Below are 18805 nucleotides of genomic sequence, written 5' to 3'. Positions count from 1 at the left end.
CCAGCGCCGACTTGCCGATGCCGCCCGGCCCCGAGATGGCGGCCACCGTCGCGCGCCCGTCGCGCAGCGAGTCGAGCAGCGCCTGCGCCTGGTGGTGCCGCCCGGTGAAGGTCGCCACCTTCGCGGGCAGCTCCGCCGGTACGGGCACCTGAGCGACGGCCACCTGCTCGCGATCCCCTGGCAGATCCCCGCCGAGCCGGGGTACGTCCTGGCTCAGGACCTGCGCGTGCGCCTGCCGGATCCCCTGCCCCGGCTCCAGCCCGAGCTCGTCCCGCAGTGTCACCCGCAGTCCCTCGTACACCTCCAGGGCCTCCGCCTGGCGACCGGCCTGGTAGAGCGCGATCATGAGCTGACCGCTGAGCCGCTCGCTCATCGGGGAGGCCACGACCGCCGCCTTGAGGCGGCTGATGATCGCCGGCCCCTCCCCCGCCCGCAGGGCGAGCTCGAACCATCGTTCCTGCGCGTGCCGGTGCTCCTCCTCCAGCGCGGCGACCTCGTCACGATGAAGGGCGTCCGAGTCGACGTTCGCCAGCGCGGGCCCCCGCCACAGCGCCAGCGCCTGGGTGAGCAGGCTCTTCTCGGCGGCGCCGTCCCGCCGCCCCCGGGCGACCAGATCACGGAAGTTGATCAGGTCCAGCGAATCCTCGTCGGCGCGAAGGAGATAACCACCTCCGCTGCTCTCGATCAGGTCCTTGGAGAGGGTACGCCGAAGCCTGGTCAGATGCGTGTGCAGTGCCCCGCGAGGGTCATCGGGGGTGTCGTCCCCCCACATCCGCTCGATCAGACCGTCGGCGACCACGGGCTGATTGGGATACAGCAGCAGGGTCGCCAGCGCGATCCGCTGCATTCCGGAAAGCAGCCGGATCGGCGCCCCACCGTCCCTCACCACTTCCAGCGGCCCCAGAACCCGGAACCGGACAACCATCAGCTCCCCCAACCCCGTTGGACTGATGTGGATGGCAATCCCCATCCGATCCACACCAGTCAAGACGGTGTCAGTTAAACTCAACCTCTGCGCCACTGTCAACGGTGGTGAAGATCGCCGTGGTTACGTCCACAGCAGTCAAGCGAGTAGGTGGACAATGGAGAGCTCCAGCGCAGAAGAGCCCGCATCGCAACGGAGCCTGGCCGAGAAGCTGGAATACCTGTTCCGCACGGTCCGGGAGCCCGGCCGCCGGGAATACAGCAACGAGGAGGTCGCCGCCGCCATCGCGCGGGACCAGGACGTGAGCATCTCCGCCTCCTACATCTGGTATCTGCGGACCGGCCAGCGGGACAACCCGACCCTCAAGCACCTCACCGCGCTGGCCACCTTCTTCGGAGTGCCTCCCGCCTACTTCTTCGACGAGCGGATCCGCGACGAGGTGGAGGGCGAGCTCGCCCTGGTCGTCGCGCTGAGGGACGCCGGGGTCCGGGATGTCGCGTTGCGCGCGTCCGGGCTGTCGGTGGAAAGCCTGGACACGATCACCGAGGTGATCAAGCGCGTACGGACGCTGGAAGGGCTTCCCCCGCGCGACGAGTCGTGATCCGGCGATAGGCGCGGGCCGTCAGGACGAGCCTGCGGATCTCCTCCGCCATGCCGGCATCAGGGCCGAGATCAGGCATCACCGGCGGTTCCTGCCCGGTCACGTGGCCGCGTTCGCGCGCTTCCAGCGCGGCGGCGAGCGCGGCGGCCTCGGCCGCGGCATCGAGCCGCGGCCCGGTCAGCCCCGCCGCCATGGCTCGTTCCCGCGCCGCCCGCGCGACCTCGCCGTCCCAGTAGGCCCGCAGCGCCAGCCGTCCGTCGAGGATCTCGATGACGCACCGGTAGAGCCGCAGATCGACGGGGGCACGGCGGGTGGCCGGCAACCTCAGCACGATGTCCGGCATGACCTCGTAGAACGCCTTCCAGAGCGGAAGAAGCGCGCGATAGGTCCGATAACGGCTCCACCACAGTCCCGCGGCGCCGATCCGCGGGCCCCAGCCGTACGCGGTGAGCCCCGCCACGAACAGGGCCAGCACCAGGCCGGCGAGCGTGGTGGAAACCGGCCCCTCCGGCCACGGCGGCTTGTTCCCGAAGCGCGTCATGAGGGCGTAGGCGGCTTTGTGCGCCGCGAACGCGAAGCCCGCCGAACTCGCCCCGGCCCACAACCACAGCCCGGCCCGGAGGAACCCCGCCGTGGCGCGGCGGGTGAACCGGAGCGAAAGCCGGAAGATGTCCGCCATCACCACGGCGACGAAGCCCAGGAAGGTCAGCAGGTATTCGGTGACGAACGGCCACGTGGCGTACGCGGCGACGAAGTCCTCGGCGGCGTCACCCGGCGACGCCGCCGCGAACAAGACGATCATCGCGATCAGGAAGACCGCCATGACCACCGCGCGTACCCGGACGTTGGCCGCCGTCCGGCCGGGCGGTGAGGCCAGATGGACGACGAGCAGCTGCGTCGAGAAGGCGGCCAGCACGACCAGGCTGTGCTGGACCAGCCGGACCAGGCTCGGGGACCCGGCGAACAAGGGGATGCGCTGGTACAGCGGCGGCAGCCCGACCGTCAACGCCAGCGCGAGGAACAGCAGCGCCGCGCAGAGCGCGAGGCGCCCGAGGTCGTTCGGCCTGCGGCGCAGGTCGATGAGCTTGTAGCCGACGCCGATCCACGCCAGCGCGATCACGGCGAGGTGGAAGGCCCTAAGCATGGTCGTCGCCCCCGAGCACAGCCTTCAGTTTCGCCAGCACCCCGGAAGGATCGTCGATGATGTCCGGGCCCCGCACGGGGACGACCTGGAAATCGGCCCGCAGCAGCACGAGCGTGGCGAACAGCTCGGCCTCCTGCTCGTCCACGTCGTCGTACTTGCCCCGGCACAGCAGCCGCCGCACGACCTTCGGATCCAGGTTCGGCGCCAGCAGGCGCGCGGTGAGGTCGTCCAGGTCCGCGACGCCCGAATGGCCGAACACCAGATGGCCGATCTCGTGCAGGATGATGTGCTCGCGATGCACCGAGCCGGCGGATTCCTCGAAGAAGATGTAGTCGGCGGTCTTCGCGGACACCCACAGGCCGGAGGGGTTCGAGGGCCGCGAGGACAGCGGGAGAAGGCGGATCGGCCGGTCGCGCTCCCTGGCCAGGTCCTCGCACAGTGCGACGACATTCAACGGCGACGAGATGCGCAGGCGCCGAATCTGTTGCTCACAACGGTCTCGCACGCGGGCCAGATCCATGGTCTCCTTCTTGACCGGTTCAACCGCACGACGTTATCCGGGCTTGTCAAAGATTCTGCTCTGTACGGCGCGGGGTCGCGCACCGGCACGACCGCGGAGTGATCTCCTCGTTCTTCACCACGCGCGCTCCCTTCGCCAGGAGCGCAGGAGGTGTTGGCTGTGTCGCTGACATTTCGCCGGGCTCCGGCTCGACTTCACCGCCTGGAACACGGCCCACCCGTACATGATCGGCATCCCGCAGGCGCCGCGTCCTTGGCCGGCGCCCTGTCCCGATGGGCCAGAAGACCTTGAAGGGGTCGGGAGGCCGGGCATCAGCCTGCCGTCAGGGTCTGGGCGGGTCCGCCGATGTACTGCCAGGTGCCGGAGCCGGCGGACCAGCGCAGGATCCGCGAGCGGTCCTCGGTCAGGACGTACACCGCCTCCCGGCCGACCGCCACTTCCGCGCCCGTCGGGCCGATGTCCTGCCAGCTCTGGCTCACGACGGCGGTCGACGAGTCCGCGAGGACGCGCAGCCGTACGCGCGAGGGGTCGGTGGAGAAGAGCCCGGCGGGTCCTCCGTAGAGCTCTGCCGCCGGGCCTGCCGCGTAGATCCAGGGCGGCCAGGGTGGCGACGTCTCCTCCGAGAGCCAGCGGTTCACTATGGCGCGTTCCGGGGTGAGGCCGTACAGGTCACGGTCGGTGAGCGCGAACGAGGCTCCCGCCGTCCCGATCCACTCCCAGTCGAAGGGGCCTGAGTATCGGAAGATCCGGCCGTCCTTCGGATCGGTCGCGAACAGGCCCGGCTCGCCGCCGTACAACCGCGCTGCCGGGCCGCCGACGCTGGTCCACGACGTGCCCTGCCCGTTCCACACGTCGACGGACTGGCGGTCGGCGGCCAGCCGGAAGACGTGCGCGCCGCTGATCGCGAAATCGCCGCCCGGCTCACTGATCAGCGACCAGCGGCCGGGGCGGCCTTCATACCGGTAGAGCCGATCGTCGATCCCGGTCGCGAACAGGCCGGCGGGCCCGGAGTAGAGGCGCTTGGCACCGTCTCCGATCCTGGTCCACCCGGCCGCGTCCGCGCCGTCCCAGCGGAAGATGCCGGCGCCGTCCGGCCCCACGGCGAACACGGCGTCCCCGCGTGGAGGACCCCATCCGACCAGCAGGACGATCAGCGTGAGGACCGCGATCGCGGTGCCACCGCCGGCGAGCAGGAGCGGACGTGGACGCCGCCTTCCCGCAGGCGCCGCCCCGGGGTTCGCAGCCGCTGGTTTCGGTGCAGTCGCCGGTACGAGGGCCGCTGGTTCCGGCGCGATCGCCGGTTCGAGGGCCGCCGGGGCGGGCTCGTGGCGGGCCGCCTCAAGGGCCGCCGCGTGCAGCCGGGCGGCGGTCTCCAGGTGAACGTGGCGGGTGCGTTCGTCCGGCGTGTGGTCCTGGACCAGCCGCTTGAGCAACTCCAAGGGGATGATCTTCTGGCCTGAACGGTACTCGCCCCAGAGCGTCTTGCCCACGTGATACCGCGCGGCGAGCTCGCGGACGGTCATCCCGACCGTGAGCGTCAGCAGGAACTCCGCCAGCGCGTTCGCCTGCTGCGTGCTGCCACGGGGGCCGCCCTGGGGCCTGCCCGCCTTGCGGTTCATCGCGCCCGACCCCTCCCCCGCACCCTCCGCCGATGATCAAGTCAACAGAACGCATTGTCCGCGGACAACTCATTGTCCGGATTTCGCATCGGCTGCTTCCGGACAAACGCCGGACCCGCCAGCCTCGAAGACGCCGGGTGATCACCATCCGCCGTTGTCCTGCCGACCCCGAGTGAGGAATCCATGACCGGTAACGTCATCACGCGACTCGCCTCGGCGACCCTGCTCGCCACCGCGCTCGCCGGCTTACCGGCGCCCGCCGGCGCCGCGAGCGGCTCCACCCCCGAACAGGTGTGCGGCAGCGGTTTCCACAGGGTGGCGCTGGGCACCATGCCGGTGGCCGACCAGACGAACACCGTCCGGGGCCAGGTCCACCTGCTCTACAACGCGTCCACCGGGGAGCACTGCGTCGTCACCAGCAAGTCGGATTTCGTGGGCACGCCCACCAGCACCGCGGCGACCCTCCTCGTGAAGAACATCGCCTTCGCCGGCCCTCTCAAATATGAGGACTCGGGAAACTTCAAATACTACGCGGGGCCGGTGAAGGCGAATGCCCACGGCAAGTGCGTCAGGTTCCAGGGGACGATCAGCTCTCCCGGGTCCGCGATCCGAGCCTCCGGCGGTTGGGGATCGTTCGGCGACTGCGGCAGGCGGCCCAATCGTCAACGAGGCATCCGTTAGTGGCCATGAACGGCCGGGCCGCCTCGGTCGCATCCGGCCCGGCCCGCACTTCGTCCCTGTACGGGGGCGACGAAGGCGGTCGAGAGCGCCTCATCGTGCGCCGACGCGCCGGGGCCCGGGCATGACGAACCCGATCATCCGCCGCCAGGGACCCTCTCGATCGGGTTGTCAGCTCGGCGTATCGTCGGCGGCATGGCGACCGACCAGGGCAGGTGGCGCTGTCCGCCGCCGGGCCGTCTCCTGTCGAACCGGACGACTACCTCGCGGAGCGGCGCATGAATACGCCTGAGCCGCCACAGATTCCTCCGGGGCCCGTCCCGGGACCCAGACCGCCGGCTGCCGGGCCTGGTTCGCCGCATTCGGCGCGGGCCGCCCGTCCGCCTGCCGAGGCCTTCGTCGTCCGGATCAAGGCGGGCACCGTCGCGCGCAAGGGCAGGGGAAGATGGCTGGTCTGGGTCGTGACGATCTTCGTCGCGCTCGGGATCTGGTACGTGGCAGAGCCTTGGTTCTCCTCATCACCGCAGCCTCCGGACGACCGGCTGACCGAGTCCCTGGACGAAGACGGCGGGTTCGCCCTGCTGCAGGTCGTCGCGTACCTCCTGTTCGGCCTGATCGTCGTTGCCCTGCTGTTCGCCCTCCATGCCCTGTGGATGTTCCTGTTCGAGCTGGTCATGCCGCGCCGCCTGCGCATCTCGGCCGAGGGCATCGACCTCGTCCGTGGTCTGCGTCGGGTTCGCCTCGCCTGGCCGCGCATCGCCTCCGTGGAGATCGTCCCCGTCACCGGTTCCAAGCCCCGCCCCGCCCTGGTCCTGCGCCCGGTGTTCGACTACACCGCCCCCGATCCCTTCGCCGGGCAGCGCCTGTCGTGGAGCACCGCCCGCTCCCCGTGGCGTGACAAGGCCACCGACACCATCGGCCTGTGCTGCCTGGACGAACTCAACACCACTCCCGGCCGCCTCGACGCCGCCCTGCGCCACTTCGCACCCGGCTGCCGCCGGCCTTCGTGAGGGTGACGCGGTGATCGCCTTTCACGGCGCCGAGCCGTCGGTCCTGCACAGCACCGAGGCGCTGGTCCTGGAGCCGGAGGTCACGATCATGGTCGGCCGGGAGGGCGGGCCTCAGCCGATCACCTTCGCCACCGGGGCGGGCGGCGTACCCGAGCACGTCCGGGAGCGGCGGGAGGTCGAGCACCGCTGATCAGCTGTCCAGCGTGTCGAGACTCTTCAGCCAGAGGTTGCGGCGCCCCGCGTCGCGGTCGGCACGGTCCGGGGCCCGCTGGGCGAGCCGGACGCCCAGCGAGGTGCGGCGGCGCCAGGGGGCCACCTGGAGCTTGGTGAAGATGCTGGAGATGTGGTTGGCGGCCGTTGGCGTGGCCGCCGCCCGCCCGTTCGGGCCGTGGCGGCGGACCTTCGGTCGTGACCGCGCCCTTGCGTCCTACCGCCAGAGCGACTCTTTCGGATCTCAACCCCGACGGACGGTCACGTGATCACCCGCTTCGGACGTTCTGGGGCGGCGGCGGGGAATGGTGGCGATCGCGGCCAGGTTCGCCATGGCGACGGCTATGGCGCCGGTCAGCAGCAGCCCCCGCGCGCCGGCCACCCCCGCCAGCGGCGCCGCCATGGCCAGCCCGAACGGCCGGGTCGCGAACGAGATGAGCTGGTCGAACGACCGTACTCGGCCCAGCGCCGCTTCTGGGATCTCGTCGGCGATCACGGTCTCCCACAGCGGGCTGAGCACGCCGAGCCCGAACATCGCCACGAAGTACGCCCCCGCGATCACCCACGCGCTCGCCGGCAGCGCCAGGGCCGCCATCGGCAGCACGTACAGTGCCGCACCCACCTGCACGGCCACCAGCGGCCGCCGGATGGGCAGCCTCGGCGCCGCGAACACCCCCGCGACCAGCCCCACCGTGCCGCATTGCACGATCAGCACCCAACTGGCCTCACCGCCCAGCTCCTTGACCGCCGCCAGCGGGCCGAGCGTGAGGAACAGCCCGGCCATGAAGTGCCAGACCCCGTGGGCCAGGACCGTCGTCAGGAACCACGGCCGCCGCCGCACTTCGCCCCATCCCTCTCTCAGGTCGTTGAGAAACGTGGCGTTCTGGGCACTGGGGCGCTTGGCCGTACGTACTCCGCCCAGGGTGAGCGCCGAGCAGGCGAACAGCGCGGCCGTGAGCAGCGCGGCCCAGCCGGGGCCGGCCAGCAGCACCACGCCGCCCGCCAGGGCGGGAGCCAGCACGGCGGCCAGGCTGGTCGCGACGCCGAGCCGGGCGTTCACGCGTAGCCGCTCCGGCCCGGGCACCGCGGCCGCCACCAGCCTCGGCACCGCCGGCAGCCCGAACGCGACCGCGACTCCCGCCAGCACGGCCAGCACAGCCAGGTGAGGCACACTGGCGGCACCGGTCAGCAACTCGATCGCGATGGCGGCCTGCGTCAGGCCGCGCACCAGGTCGGTGACCAGCGCCAGTCGCTCGGGTCTGACCCTGTCGGCCACCACCCCGCCCACCGGCAGGAACACCAGCAACGGAATCGCCTCACACGCCAGCACCATGCCGACGGCCCCGGCATCACCGGTGGCACGCAGCACAGCGAGGGTGATCGTGGTCGGGATCAACGCGGTGGCCAGGGCGGACACGGCCCGGCCGATCAGCAGTCTCATGGTCCGCCAGATTATTTCGCCAGCTAATATTTCGTCAACTAAATACTTGCCGGCGTATCGTTGTCGTCTGTGGACTCAGTGGATCGTCATCTCGCCCGGTGGCGGGGCAAGGCGCCGTACGACGAGCGGGTCGAGGCGGTCGTGACGCGGATGCAGTTCCTCGTCAAGCACCTGCGCCAGACGAAGGAGGCAGCGCTGGCGCAGGTGGGGATGCAGGACTTCGAGTTCGAGACGCTGCACCGGCTGGTCGCCCATGGCGGGGCCGCGACGCCGTCCGAACTGGCGGTCGAGCTGATGCTCTCGCCCGCCGGGATGACCGGGCGGCTCGACACGCTGGAGAAGTCCGGGCTGGTACGGCGGCTGCGCAGCGCGGAGGACCGGCGGCGGGTGGACGTGGAGCTGACCGACAAGGGCCACGAGCTGTGGCTGGAGGCCATGCGGATCCGGGCGGAGGTGGAGGCGGAGATGGTCTATGTGCTGGACGCGCAGGAGCAGGAGACGCTGGACGGGCTGCTCAGCCGCCTCTTGGAGAACGTGGAGTCGAATCGCTGACCCGCACTTCCCCGCGACGTGCCGGGCCACCCCGCCCGGCACGTCGCGCGGGTCACGGATAGGTGGTGACCGTCGAGGGGATGGTGTCGGGTCCGTAGGCCGGGGCGCCCGTGTCGTTGATGACGTGGTTGTACCGCCCCTTGCCGCCGAGGGAGACGACCAGGAGGCTGTGGAACTTCACGCCCGCCTTCACCGGGACCTCGAAGCCGTGGTCCACCTGGATGGTGGGGTCGCTGGTGAACACGCAGTAGCTGCCCAGGCCCCAGCCCTCGTGGGTGTTCACGGAGGGGGCGACCTTGTAGGCGGCCCAGCCCTTGACGCTCCCGTTCATGTACGCCGCCTGGTTCGGCGGGTCGTACGGCAGCTCGTTCTGGAAGAAGATCGTCCGTCCGCGCTCGCCGGACCACTCCACGTTGTACTTCTTGAAGTGCTCCACGAACAGCCCGGTGGCCAGCACGTCGTCGCCGTACACGCGAAGGCCGTAGTCGGCGGCGTTGACGTCCCAGCCGACGCCGTCGCCGTGGTCGGCCCGCCAGATCCAGGTGTGGTCGATGACCGTGTCGTCGGCGTACACCACCACACTGGTCGTCGCCTTCCCGGCGAACTGCCCGCCGATCCGGGCGAACACGTCCTGCACGGTGATCGGATTCGCCGGGTGGTCGGTGTGGACGCCCTGGCGGCCGATCTCCAGGAGCGTCGGCGAGTTGACCGGGCCGGCGTCGATCAGGAAGCCGGACAGCTTCACCCCGTCCACGTCCGCCACCCGCATGGCGGTGACGCCGTTGTCCGGCACCAGGGTCGCCAGTCCGAGGCCCATGACGATGGTGTCCGGCCTGGTCACCTCGACGGTCTGGTCGAGGTGGTAGATGCCGGGCGTGAACAGCAGGTGCAGCCCCTGCGCGATCGCCTGGTTGAGCGTGGCGGCGCCGACCCCGGGCTTGGCCACGTAGAACTGCGTGAGCGGGACCGACGTGCCGGGGGTCGGGCCGTTCGCCCAGGTCGTGCCGCGGGCGTTCGTGCGCTTGCCGGGGACGAACACGGCGGGGTCGTTCCCGTTCAGGTAGAGGTACGGCTTCTCGCGGCTCACCGGGGTGGTGTCGAGCGTGGTGTAGCGCGGCTCGGGGAAGCTGGTGGCGGGCGCGCCCTGCACGCCGGAGAACACCATGTTCCACACGCTGTTGGACCAGCCGCCGATCGAACTGTCCCGGGTGTACCACTGCTGCTGGGAGTACGACCCGACAGTGCCATCGATCTTGCTGTCGGCGATGTAACCGCCGGACGCCCAGCCGTACCCGGACGGCGCGAGGTTGAGCCCGCCGCGGATGTGCATGCGGCGGAACGGCGCGGCCTGCGCGACCGCCCACCGGTTGGTGCCGTCGTACGGCGTGACCGCGAGGTTCTCGGTGGAGCGCCAGAAGTTCTGGGTGGCGTTGCCGTTGAACCAGCCCGCGTCCACGCTCACGCCCTTGACGGTGACGTCGTCGGGGTTGCGCCCGAGGCCGTGCACGGAGGTGTAGAAGCCGGTGTTGACGTTGACGTCGTAGCTCCCGGGCTTGAACAGCAAGGCGTACCGGCCGGTGCCGAACTGGGCGGCCTCCTGCTGCTTGAAGATCTGATCGATCTGTCCCTGGATGGTCGCCGACGACATGGACGGGTCGAAGACCTTGACGTTCGGGCCGAGGTCGCCGCCGCCGGGCAGCTGCGTGCCGCCGCCCGTCACGTGCACGGCCACCTCCCACAGCGAGTAGCCGTAGCCGGTGCCGCGGGCGGTGCCGTTGATCCGCAGGTAGCGGCCCGAGCCGGTGACCTCGTAGGAGGCGTTGCCGCCGGTGCCACCGGTCACCGTCTTCAGCACGCTCCAGGTGGTGCCGTCGGCGGACGCCTGGATGGTGAAGTCCTTGCCGTAGGCGGCCTCCCACGACAGATCGACCTTGCAGATGTCGCGCACCGCGCCCAGATCGACCTGGATCCACTGCGGGTCGCTGAACGCGCTCGACCAGCGGGTTCCGGGGGCGCCGTCGAAGGCCGCCGAGGCGGGGGTGCCGGCGCCCTCGATCGACGAGGCGGTGGCCGGCCTGTTCAGCGCGGCGTTGGCGGACTGGCAGTCGGCGAGGGCGGTCGCGCCTTGGGAGATCGAGGAGGCGGACGCGGGCGTGACCACCGCGGGCGTGACCAGCAGGGCGGCCAGGATCGCGAGCCCGGCCGGGTTTGACCTGTGTCTCATGTCCTTCGCTTTCATCGGGGGTGGTGGAGCGGGTCACCGGGCGCGTCAGCTGTAGACGCCGAACTCCCACAGCGAGTAGCCGTACGCGGTGCCTCGCTGGGTGAGGTTCAGCCGGACGTACCGGGCGGAGGCGTTCAGGGGGATCTGGTCGAAACCGCCGTCGCCGGTGGTGGTGCCGTAGGCGGTGGCCCAGTCGGCGCCGTTGGCCGAGGTCTGGATCTGGTAGGCCTTGCCGTAGGCGGCCTCCCAGCCGAGCTGGACCTGCTTGAGCGCGGTGACCTGGCCGAGGTCGACAGTGATCCACTGGGGATCGGCCCACTCGCTGGCCCACCTGGTGGTGAAGCTGCCGTCGGTGGCGCGATCAGGGGTGAACGGCCCGCCGTCGCCGGTCGGCTGGAAGCTGGAGGCGGTGGTGGGCTTCCCGCGTGCCACGTTCGTCCCGTCCACGACCGGCGGGACCACGCGGAACGAGCGTTGCTCGATGCCGACGCCGCCCTGGCCGTCGTAGGCGTAGACGTACACCTTCCACACGCCCAGCTGCTCGGGGGCGGTCACCGAGAACCGTCCCGGGCCGGTCTGGGTGAAGGAGACGTGCCGCAGTCCCCGGTTCCCGGTGACGTGCTTGTCGCTGAACATCAGGTTGTAGCGGATCGGGTCGCCGTCGGGATCGGTGACCGCGGCGTCCACCGTGAAGGTGCGCCCGGCGGGCACCTCGGTCTGAGAGCCGACGGTCATCGAGGTGATCCGCGGCGGGGTGTTCGCGGAGGACTGCCCGGTGTAGGCCTGCTTCAGCGCGTGGTACCCCAGCCGCCGCCACCCTCCGGTGAGGACGTTCAGCCAGACCCCGCCGAAGTCGTTCTCCAGCCCGTAGTTGAAGGCGGTCATGCCGAGCGCCACCCCGGGATGGCCGCGGATCGCGTCCCAGCTCGCGCTGTACATGTCGCGTTTCTGCAGGTCAGTCGGCTCGGTGGGTTGCCCGTTGACGTCGTTCGCGACCTCCCACTCACCGTCCGGGCCGGACTCGGTGACGATGTACGGCTTGGTGTAGCCGCCCTTGGACCAGTCGTCCTTGACGCTCTTGAGTGCGCCGTAGGCGTTGACGGCGAGCAGGTCGAGCGCCGGGGAGTACGCCTTGTAGTACGGCCAGGCGCCGGTCCAGGCGTCGGTGGAGGTCACCGGGTGGTTCGGGTCGGCGGCGTGGACCGCCCCGGCCACCTCGTCGACGAACCTGGCGTAGGCCACCCGCCGCTGCTCGACGACGTCCGCGGGCAGCCCGTGGTCCTGCATGGTGAGGATGACCTCGTTGCCGACGTCCCACATCAGCACGCCCTGGCGGTTCTTCAGCGCGTTGACCCGGGCGACGATCTCGTTCTTCACGCTGGTCTTGTAGGCGGTGTCGTTCACGTAGTCGGCACCCTGGTTGAGCCAGTGACCGACGATGACCTTGATGCCGTGCCGGGCGGCGGTGTCGAGCAGCACGGGGGTGGCGGTGTCGTCGACGCCCCAGATCCGGATCGTGTTGACGCCCATGGCGGCCAGGTCCCGCATGTACGCGTCGGCCGCTCCCTGCGGCGGGCCGTAGGTCACACCCTTGACCAGGTAGGGCGACCCGTTCACCTGCAGCTGCCAGTTGCCCTGCGAGCCGGTGACCTTCACCGTGCTCGGCCCGGCGGGAACGGGCGGGTCGGCCATGGCGGTGGGCGTCGTGCCGGACCGCCGTTCGACCACGACGCGATCCACGCTCAGCACGCCGCCGGAGGTGGTGGCGGCGACCGGCGTGGTGCGGCCCGCGATCGCGTCGGGCAGGGAGCCGCCGATCGCCAGGTCCAGGCGCAGGTAGAAGCCGTGGTGGACGGCGGCGTTCCAGGCTGCCACGCCGACCTGGCTCTGCCGCACCACCCAGGTCTGCCTGCCGTCGAGGTAGAAGCGGATCTCCTCGTCCGTCGTGGTGCGGTCGATGACCTGCGCGTAGTCGTGGTAGTCGCTCTGGCAGCCGCCGCAGGTGGCGAAGCCGCTGGTGCGGCCGTCGTACTCGTTGCAGGCTCCGCCGGGGGCGGTGCCGCAGTGCAGGGTGTTGGCGAGCTGGTCGCGGCCGTTGACGTCGGTCATGATGTCGGTCTCGCCGATCGACGGCCAGTTGGTGTGGTTGCCGCGGAAGGCGGCGCCGGTCGCGCGGAAGCCCGGCCAGTAGCCGAGCGCGCCGGGGACGTCGGGCTGCTTGACGCGGGCGCTGAACCTCAGCATCTCCCCCGGCCTCGGCTCGAAGTCGGTGCGCTGCGTCTCGACCCGGCCCGAGGTCCAGGCGCCGGAGGCGTCCCTGATCGCCTTGATGTTCAGATGGCCGGAGCCGTCGAGGGACACGTTCGCCGTGGAGGCGCTCATCGTCTCGACCTCTCCGGTACCCCACTTCGCCGGGCCGCCCGGATACTGGGTCCCGGTGCGCAGGATCCAGTCGCCGGCCGCGGGGGAAGTGCCGGCCTGGCCGGTGAAGTCGTCCTTCCACACCTCCGTCCAGTCGCCTCCCGGAGGTCCGCCGGTCTGGCCGTAGACCTGGAACTCCCACAGGGAGTAGCCGTAGCCGGTGCCGCGCGCCATGCCGTGCATGCGCACGTACCGGCCGCTGCCGGTGACGGCGAGGGTCTGCGTGCCGCCGGTGCCGGCGGCGGTCTGGTAGACGTCGGTCCAGTTCGCGCCGTCGGGCGAGGTCTGGAGGGTGAACGCCTTGCCGTACGCGGTCTCCCAGATCAGGACGACCTTGCTGATCGTCGCCGGGGCGCCGAGGTCGACCTGCAGCCATTGGGGGTCGCTGAACGAGCTCGACCACCGGCTGGCGGTGTCGCCGTCGACGGCGGCCGCGGCGGCGTAGGCGGCCCCCTCCGACGAGGACGCCGTCGCCGGCTTCCCCTGTGACAGCAGGGTGTCGGCCGCGGAGGCGGGGCCGGGCCAGGCCAGGCCGGAAAGGAGCAGCCCCACCAGGGTGACGACGACCAGGGCCGATCGCGACAAGCCGGGACTTCGAGCTGGACGCACTGTCTCTCCTCCGAACATGGGGGGTGGTCGCCGCACCGGCGACAGAGGGAGAGCGCTCTCCGTACCGGCGAGAGTGCCCGGCAAATCGGACCCAGTCAAGGCCCATTTCCCGCGATCTGGAAATCCGCCGCTCACCCGCACGAAACATCCAACTCGAATGTACGCAGGTCATTGGCTTTGAGCGGATGCCAGTGTGTCGGCCGGGTGAACTTCTCCTTCCGGTCGGAGTCATCGCGCCTTGACAAGCGCGACCCGGCGTACGACTCTCGTTGGAGAGCGCTCTCCTTGCCGGTCCGACGGTTCCCCCAAGGAGAGATCATGAAATCCTCCCGAAGACCCGCCAGGCTCAACCTGGCCCTGTTCGCCGGCGCGCTGGCCACGGTCGTCGCCACCGCGCTGCTCGTGATCGCGCCGGCCCGCGCGGCGGACGCCCTGCTCTCGCAAGGCCGCGTCGTCACCGCCTCCTCGGTGGAGGGAGCGGGATACGGCCCCGGAGCGGCCGTCGACGGCGACACCGCGACCCGCTGGTCCAGCCTCGCGGCCGACCCGCAGTGGCTGCAGGTCGACCTCGGCGGTCCGGCGACCATCTCCCAGGTCCTGCTGGTCTGGGAGGGCGCCTTCGGCAAGGCGTTCAAGATCCAGACCTCGCCCGACGGGCAGAGCTGGAGCGATGTCTACTCCACCACGTCCGGCACCGGAGGCAGCCAGACCCTCCAGGTGTCCGGCACCGGCCGGTACGTGCGGATGTACGGCACGGCGCGCGGCACCGGCTACGGCTACTCCCTGTGGGAGTTCAAGGTGTACGGCGCCGGAGGCGACGGGACCACCCCCAGGCCGAGGCCGACCTTCACCGACCAGGTGACGCACCACGAATTCCAGGCCAACTGCTCCTGGACCGCCAACCGTCCCGACGACCCCATCGTCTACCCCGGCCTTCCCGGCGCGTCCCACATGCACACCTTCGTCGGGAACAGGACGACGAACGCCGCCAGCACGGCGACCTCGCTGCTCGCCGGCGGCACGTCCTGCACCAACCCGCACGACCGGTCCGCGTACTGGTTCCCCAGCTTCTACAAGGGCGACCAGTTGATCCAGCCGATCGGGAACCAGGTCATCTACTACAAGTCCGGGATCCTGGAGTACTGGCGGGTCCAGCCGTTCCCGCAGGGGCTGCGCTTCGTCGTGGGCAGCCCGACGGCGACGCTGGAGCAGTTCCGTGACTCCCCTGGCGCGGTCGAGGGCTTCGAGTGCGGGGACATCTCACACAGCTGGGACATCCCGCAGTCGTGCGCGACGGGTACCCAGGTGAACGTCCGGTACCAGGCGCCGAGCTGCTGGGACGGCGTCCACCTCGACAGTGCCGACCACAAGAGCCACATGGCCTACCCGGCCGGCGGCTACTGCCCGGCCAGCCACCCGGTCGCGGTGCCGATGCTGGAGTTCAAGATCGCCTTCCCCGCCGGCGGCGACCTGTCGCAGGCGCGGCTGGCCAGCGGGCGCGGTTACACCTGGCACTACGACTTCTTCAACGCCTGGGACGACCCCGCCATCCTGGACGCGCTGGTGACGCACTGCATCAACGGCGGCCTGCAGTGCGACCCGCGGGGATACGACCAGTACAAGCCGCACCGCGGCGCCGCCCTCACCGAGAACTTCGAGCTGCCCTGACCCCCGCCCGGCTCACCCGGGGACCTGATCACCGTGCCGGGCGCCGTGACCCGGTGCCCGGCACGGCCCGACCTGATCGAGGGACTTCGCATGAGACACGGCCCCGCGGTCCTGCTCCTGGTGCTCGGGGCGGCGGTCGCCCTGGTGGGAGGCTGCCTCGCCCGTTCCGCCGGACCTGGATCACACGACCGGCATGCCTCGCATCCGCCCGCTGCCGGCGCCGTCCTGCCCGCCACGGCCGCCGGGTTCAACGCCACCGACACCGCCTGGCTGCAACTGATGATCGCGATGGAGGAGCGGGCGCTGCTCCTGCTCGACCTCGGTGCGGGACGCGGGGGTTCGCCCGCCGTACGAGGGCCGGCGGGCCGTCTCCGGCAGGCTCACGCAGCGGAGTTGCGACGCCTGCGGGCCGAGCTCGGCCGTACCGGACTGCCTGCGCGGAACCCGCACGAAGGGCACGACATGCCGGGCATGGCCACCCCGGACGAGCTGGCGGCGCTCGGGGCCGCCACGGGCGGCGCCTTCGACCGGCTCTTCCTGACCCGGCTGCGCGAGCACGTCGAGCAGACGGCCCTGGTGTCCCGATCGGAGCAGGTCTCCGGGGCGGACCGCGCCACCAGGGACCTCGCCGCCGCGATCGTGCGGAGCCGGACGGCCGAGCGCGACCTGCTGACCGAGATCGAGATACGAAGGGAACGTGTGTGACCGACGACGACATCGATCGCCTCGTGAGCAAGCTCGACCTGGAGCAGAAGGCGCGCCTGGTCACCGGTGCGAGCGTGTGGCGCACCGGCGCCGAGCCGGACATCGGGCTGCGGGCCATGGTGTTCTCCGACGGACCGGCCGGCGTCCGCGGGGAAGGCTGGGACGAGAGGGACACCTCCCTGACCCTGCCCTGCCCGACCGCGCTGGCCGCCACCTGGGACGAGCACCTGGTCGGCCTGCTCGGCGGGCTGCTCGCCGGCGAGGCGCGGCGCAAGGGGGTGCACGTCCTGCTCGCCCCGACGCTGAACCTGCACCGCTCGCCGCTCGCCGGCCGCCACTTCGAGTGCTACTCGGAGGACCCGGTGCTGGCCGGCCGGATCGGCGCCGCCCTCATCGGCGGAATCCAGGCGGGCGGGGTCGCGGCCACCGCCAAGCACTACGTCGCCAACGACTCCGAGACCGAACGGCTCACCCTCGACGCGCGGATCGACGAGCGGACGCTGCGCGAGCTGTACCTGGCGCCGTTCGAGACCGCGGTGGCGGCGGGCGTGTGGGTCGTCATGTCCGCCTACAACGCGGTGAACTCGATCACGATGTCGGAGAACCCGCTGCTGGCGAACCCGTTGAAGGACGAGTGGGGGTTCGACGGGGTGGTGGTGTCGGACTGGGGGGCCGTCCGCTCCACGGCTCCGGCGGGCCGGGCCGCGCAGGACCTCGCCATGCCGGGCCCCGAGGGCCCATGGGGGCCGGCGCTGGCCGCCGCCGTGCGCGACGGGCAGGTGCCCGAGGCCGCGATCGACGACAAGGTCAGGCGGCTGCTTCTGCTGGCCGCCCGGGTCGGCGCGCTCGGCCTTCCGGCGGACGACCCCTGGCCGCCGGACCTCCCGATCGGCCCGGCGTCCGGGGCTCCGGAAGGCGGGCGCGCGGCGCGGACGCTGCTGCGGCGCGCGGTCGCGGCGAGCGCGGTGCTCCTGCGCAACGAAGGAGGGCTGCTCCCCCTGGACCCCGACCGGCCGCGCCGGGTCGCGGTGCTCGGGCCGAACGCCGTCACCCCCCGGATCCAGGGCGGCGGCAGCGCGGGTGTGTACCCCCGGCGCACGGTGTCGCTCCTCGACGGCATCCGGGAAGCCCTGCCCGCCACGGTGGAGGTGGTCCACTGCCCCGGCGTCTCGCACGGCGCCCGTCCCACCCCCCTCGGCACGGGAAACGCCCGGGACCCGCGCACCGGCGAGCCCGGCCTGCTGGTCCGGCTGCTGGACGCCGCCGGCCGGGAGCTCCACGCCGAGCACCGCCTGACCGGCCACGTTCCGGAGCCGGCGCGCACGGTGCCCGCCCGCGCGGCGGTCGTCGAGATCCGCGCGCTCCTGCGCCCCGACGTCACCGGGCCGTGGGAGCTGGGCGTCGCGGGCTGGGGTCGCGTCACCCTGGAAGCCGACGGCCGCGTGCTGATCGACGAGGAGGTGGAACGCGACACCGACGACCCGGCGACCGTGCACCTCTCCCCGCCGTACCGGACGGCCCGGCTGCCGCTCGAGGCGGGCCGGGACGTCGAACTGGTGTCCCGGCGGCGTCTCGACCCCGGAAGCGGAGTGGCCTCGGCGCTGGCCGCCGGCCCGCCCCGGCCGGGGGAGACGGCCGGGCTGCGGGCCGCGGCCGACCTCGCGCGCTCCGCCGACCTTGCCGTCGTGGTGGTGGGGACCGGTCAGGACGCCGAGAGCGAGGGCGCCGACCGGACGGACCTGAACCTCCCCGGCCCCCAGGACGAGCTCGTCCGGACGGTGGCGGCGGCCAACCCGGCCACCATCGTGATCGTCAACGCCGGTGGCCCCGTCGCCCTCCCGTGGCGCGAGGAGGTGCCGGCCGTGCTGCTGAGCTGGTTCCCCGGGCAGGAGGCGGGGCACGGGCTGGCGGACGTCCTGTTCGGGCGGGCCGAGCCCGGCGGCCGCCTGCCCGTCACCTTCGCCGGCCGGTCCCTGGTCTCCACCGTTCCCGTGGACGGCACGCTCACCTACGCCGAGGGCCTGGACATCGGCTACCGTGCCTGGCTGCGCGAGGCGGAGCCTCCGGCGTACTGGTTCGGGCACGGGCTGGGCTACACCACCTGGGCGTACGAGGAGCTGTCGGTGCCCGCCGAGGCCGCCCCTGGGCTGCCGGTGACGGTCCGCGTACGGGTGCGCAACATCGGCGAGCGGCCGGGGCGCGAGGTCGTCCAGGTCTACCTGGCGCGACCGGAGACGTCCCTCGCCCGCCCGCCGCGCTGGCTGGCGGGCCATGCCACGGCCGAGGCGCGGCCCGGCGAGAGCGTCGAGGTGGACGTGCGGCTCCCGGCCCGGGCCTTCCAGCACTGGGACGCCGGGCAGGGCGCCTGGCACACCGAACCCGGCGGCTTCACCGTCCTGGCCGGCCGCTCGTCGGCCGACCTTCCGTTGTCCGCCGCCGTATTCGGGTGAACCGCTTTGGAGAGCGCTCTCCCCTTCT

General features: G+C 71.5%; 16 protein-coding genes. 8 read left to right on the top strand and 8 right to left on the bottom strand.

Annotated elements, in window-relative coordinates:
- Positions 1-925: AfsR/SARP family transcriptional regulator (locus ACWEPL_RS53965; RefSeq protein ID WP_452441127.1), on the bottom strand; the 925-nt coding region annotated here is incomplete at its 3' end.
- Positions 926-1082: 157 nt separating this feature from the next.
- Between ACWEPL_RS53965 and ACWEPL_RS53960 the strand changes: the two genes are divergently transcribed.
- Positions 1083-1526, top strand: coding sequence for an XRE family transcriptional regulator (locus ACWEPL_RS53960; protein WP_363975785.1), 444 nt, complete (start codon positions 1083-1085; stop codon positions 1524-1526).
- Here the strand turns inward: ACWEPL_RS53960 and ACWEPL_RS53955 are convergent.
- From ACWEPL_RS53955 to ACWEPL_RS53945, 3 genes are all read right to left on the bottom strand, one after another.
- A complete protein-coding gene (locus ACWEPL_RS53955) occupies positions 1477-2670 on the bottom strand; it encodes an MAB_1171c family putative transporter (protein ID WP_452441126.1) in 1194 nt (397 codons plus the stop codon). The genes ACWEPL_RS53960 and ACWEPL_RS53955 overlap by 50 nt on opposite strands.
- Entirely contained in the window at positions 2663-3190 is a 528-nt protein-coding gene (locus tag ACWEPL_RS53950; protein WP_363975779.1) for a hypothetical protein, read from the bottom strand. Before ACWEPL_RS53950 ends, ACWEPL_RS53955 begins: the two co-directional genes overlap by 8 nt.
- 311 nt (positions 3191-3501) lie before the next feature.
- Positions 3502-4809: a hypothetical protein gene (locus ACWEPL_RS53945; RefSeq protein WP_452441123.1), complete on the bottom strand. Its 1308-nt coding sequence runs from the start codon at positions 4807-4809 to the stop codon at positions 3502-3504.
- Positions 4810-4992: 183 nt separating this feature from the next.
- Here ACWEPL_RS53945 and ACWEPL_RS53940 point away from each other — a divergent pair, with 183 nt between their 5' ends.
- From ACWEPL_RS53940 to ACWEPL_RS53930, 3 genes are all read left to right on the top strand, one after another.
- A complete protein-coding gene (locus ACWEPL_RS53940; RefSeq protein WP_452441122.1) occupies positions 4993-5490 on the top strand; it encodes a hypothetical protein in 498 nt (165 codons plus the stop codon).
- A gap of 458 nt (positions 5491-5948) precedes the next feature.
- The gene (locus ACWEPL_RS53935; RefSeq protein WP_452441121.1) at positions 5949-6497 is read left to right on the top strand and encodes a hypothetical protein; all 549 of its coding nucleotides are present in this window, start codon (positions 5949-5951) and stop codon (positions 6495-6497) included.
- Positions 6498-6507: 10 nt separating this feature from the next.
- Positions 6508-6687 carry a hypothetical protein gene (locus ACWEPL_RS53930; protein WP_452441120.1) on the top strand — a complete coding sequence of 60 codons (180 nt, stop codon included), beginning with the start codon at positions 6508-6510 and terminating at the stop codon, positions 6685-6687.
- Here ACWEPL_RS53930 and ACWEPL_RS53925 read toward each other — a convergent pair whose 3' ends face one another.
- Both ACWEPL_RS53925 and ACWEPL_RS53920 read right to left on the bottom strand, forming a co-directional pair.
- Complete coding sequence (locus ACWEPL_RS53925; protein ID WP_452441119.1) at positions 6688-6813, bottom strand: hypothetical protein; 126 nt, start codon at positions 6811-6813, stop codon at positions 6688-6690.
- Positions 6814-6951: 138 nt separating this feature from the next.
- Positions 6952-8148: an MFS transporter gene (locus tag ACWEPL_RS53920; protein ID WP_452441118.1), complete on the bottom strand. Its 1197-nt coding sequence runs from the start codon at positions 8146-8148 to the stop codon at positions 6952-6954.
- 69 nt (positions 8149-8217) lie between these two features.
- Between ACWEPL_RS53920 and ACWEPL_RS53915 the strand changes: the two genes are divergently transcribed.
- A complete protein-coding gene (locus ACWEPL_RS53915; protein WP_363975762.1) occupies positions 8218-8700 on the top strand; it encodes a MarR family winged helix-turn-helix transcriptional regulator in 483 nt (160 codons plus the stop codon).
- A gap of 52 nt (positions 8701-8752) precedes the next feature.
- On the opposite strand, the gene ACWEPL_RS53910 is transcribed toward ACWEPL_RS53915, so the two are convergent.
- Together ACWEPL_RS53910 and ACWEPL_RS53905 are read right to left on the bottom strand one after the other, a co-directional pair.
- Positions 8753-10924, bottom strand: coding sequence for a discoidin domain-containing protein (locus ACWEPL_RS53910; protein ID WP_452441117.1), 2172 nt, complete (start codon positions 10922-10924; stop codon positions 8753-8755).
- A gap of 45 nt (positions 10925-10969) precedes the next feature.
- The gene (locus tag ACWEPL_RS53905) at positions 10970-13930 is read right to left on the bottom strand and encodes a discoidin domain-containing protein (protein WP_452441116.1); all 2961 of its coding nucleotides are present in this window, start codon (positions 13928-13930) and stop codon (positions 10970-10972) included.
- Positions 13931-14272: 342 nt separating this feature from the next.
- On the opposite strand from ACWEPL_RS53905, the gene ACWEPL_RS53900 reads away from it, so the two are divergent.
- The 3 genes from ACWEPL_RS53900 (at position 14273) to ACWEPL_RS53890 (ending at position 18777) form a co-directional block, all read left to right on the top strand.
- Positions 14273-15622, top strand: coding sequence for a DUF1996 domain-containing protein (locus ACWEPL_RS53900; RefSeq protein WP_452441115.1), 1350 nt, complete (start codon positions 14273-14275; stop codon positions 15620-15622).
- 90 nt (positions 15623-15712) lie between these two features.
- A complete protein-coding gene (locus ACWEPL_RS53895) occupies positions 15713-16327 on the top strand; it encodes a DUF305 domain-containing protein (protein WP_452441114.1) in 615 nt (204 codons plus the stop codon).
- Positions 16324-18777 (top strand): glycoside hydrolase family 3 C-terminal domain-containing protein, encoded by a 2454-nt coding sequence (locus ACWEPL_RS53890; RefSeq protein WP_452441113.1) that lies wholly within the window; start codon positions 16324-16326, stop codon positions 18775-18777. Before ACWEPL_RS53895 ends, ACWEPL_RS53890 begins: the two co-directional genes overlap by 4 nt.
- Positions 18778-18805 lie beyond the last annotated feature (28 nt).

Source organism: Nonomuraea sp. NPDC004186 (assembly GCF_053603495.1).
Note: the sequence above shows the minus strand (reverse complement) of the source record. Positions and strands in the feature narration are given on the sequence as shown.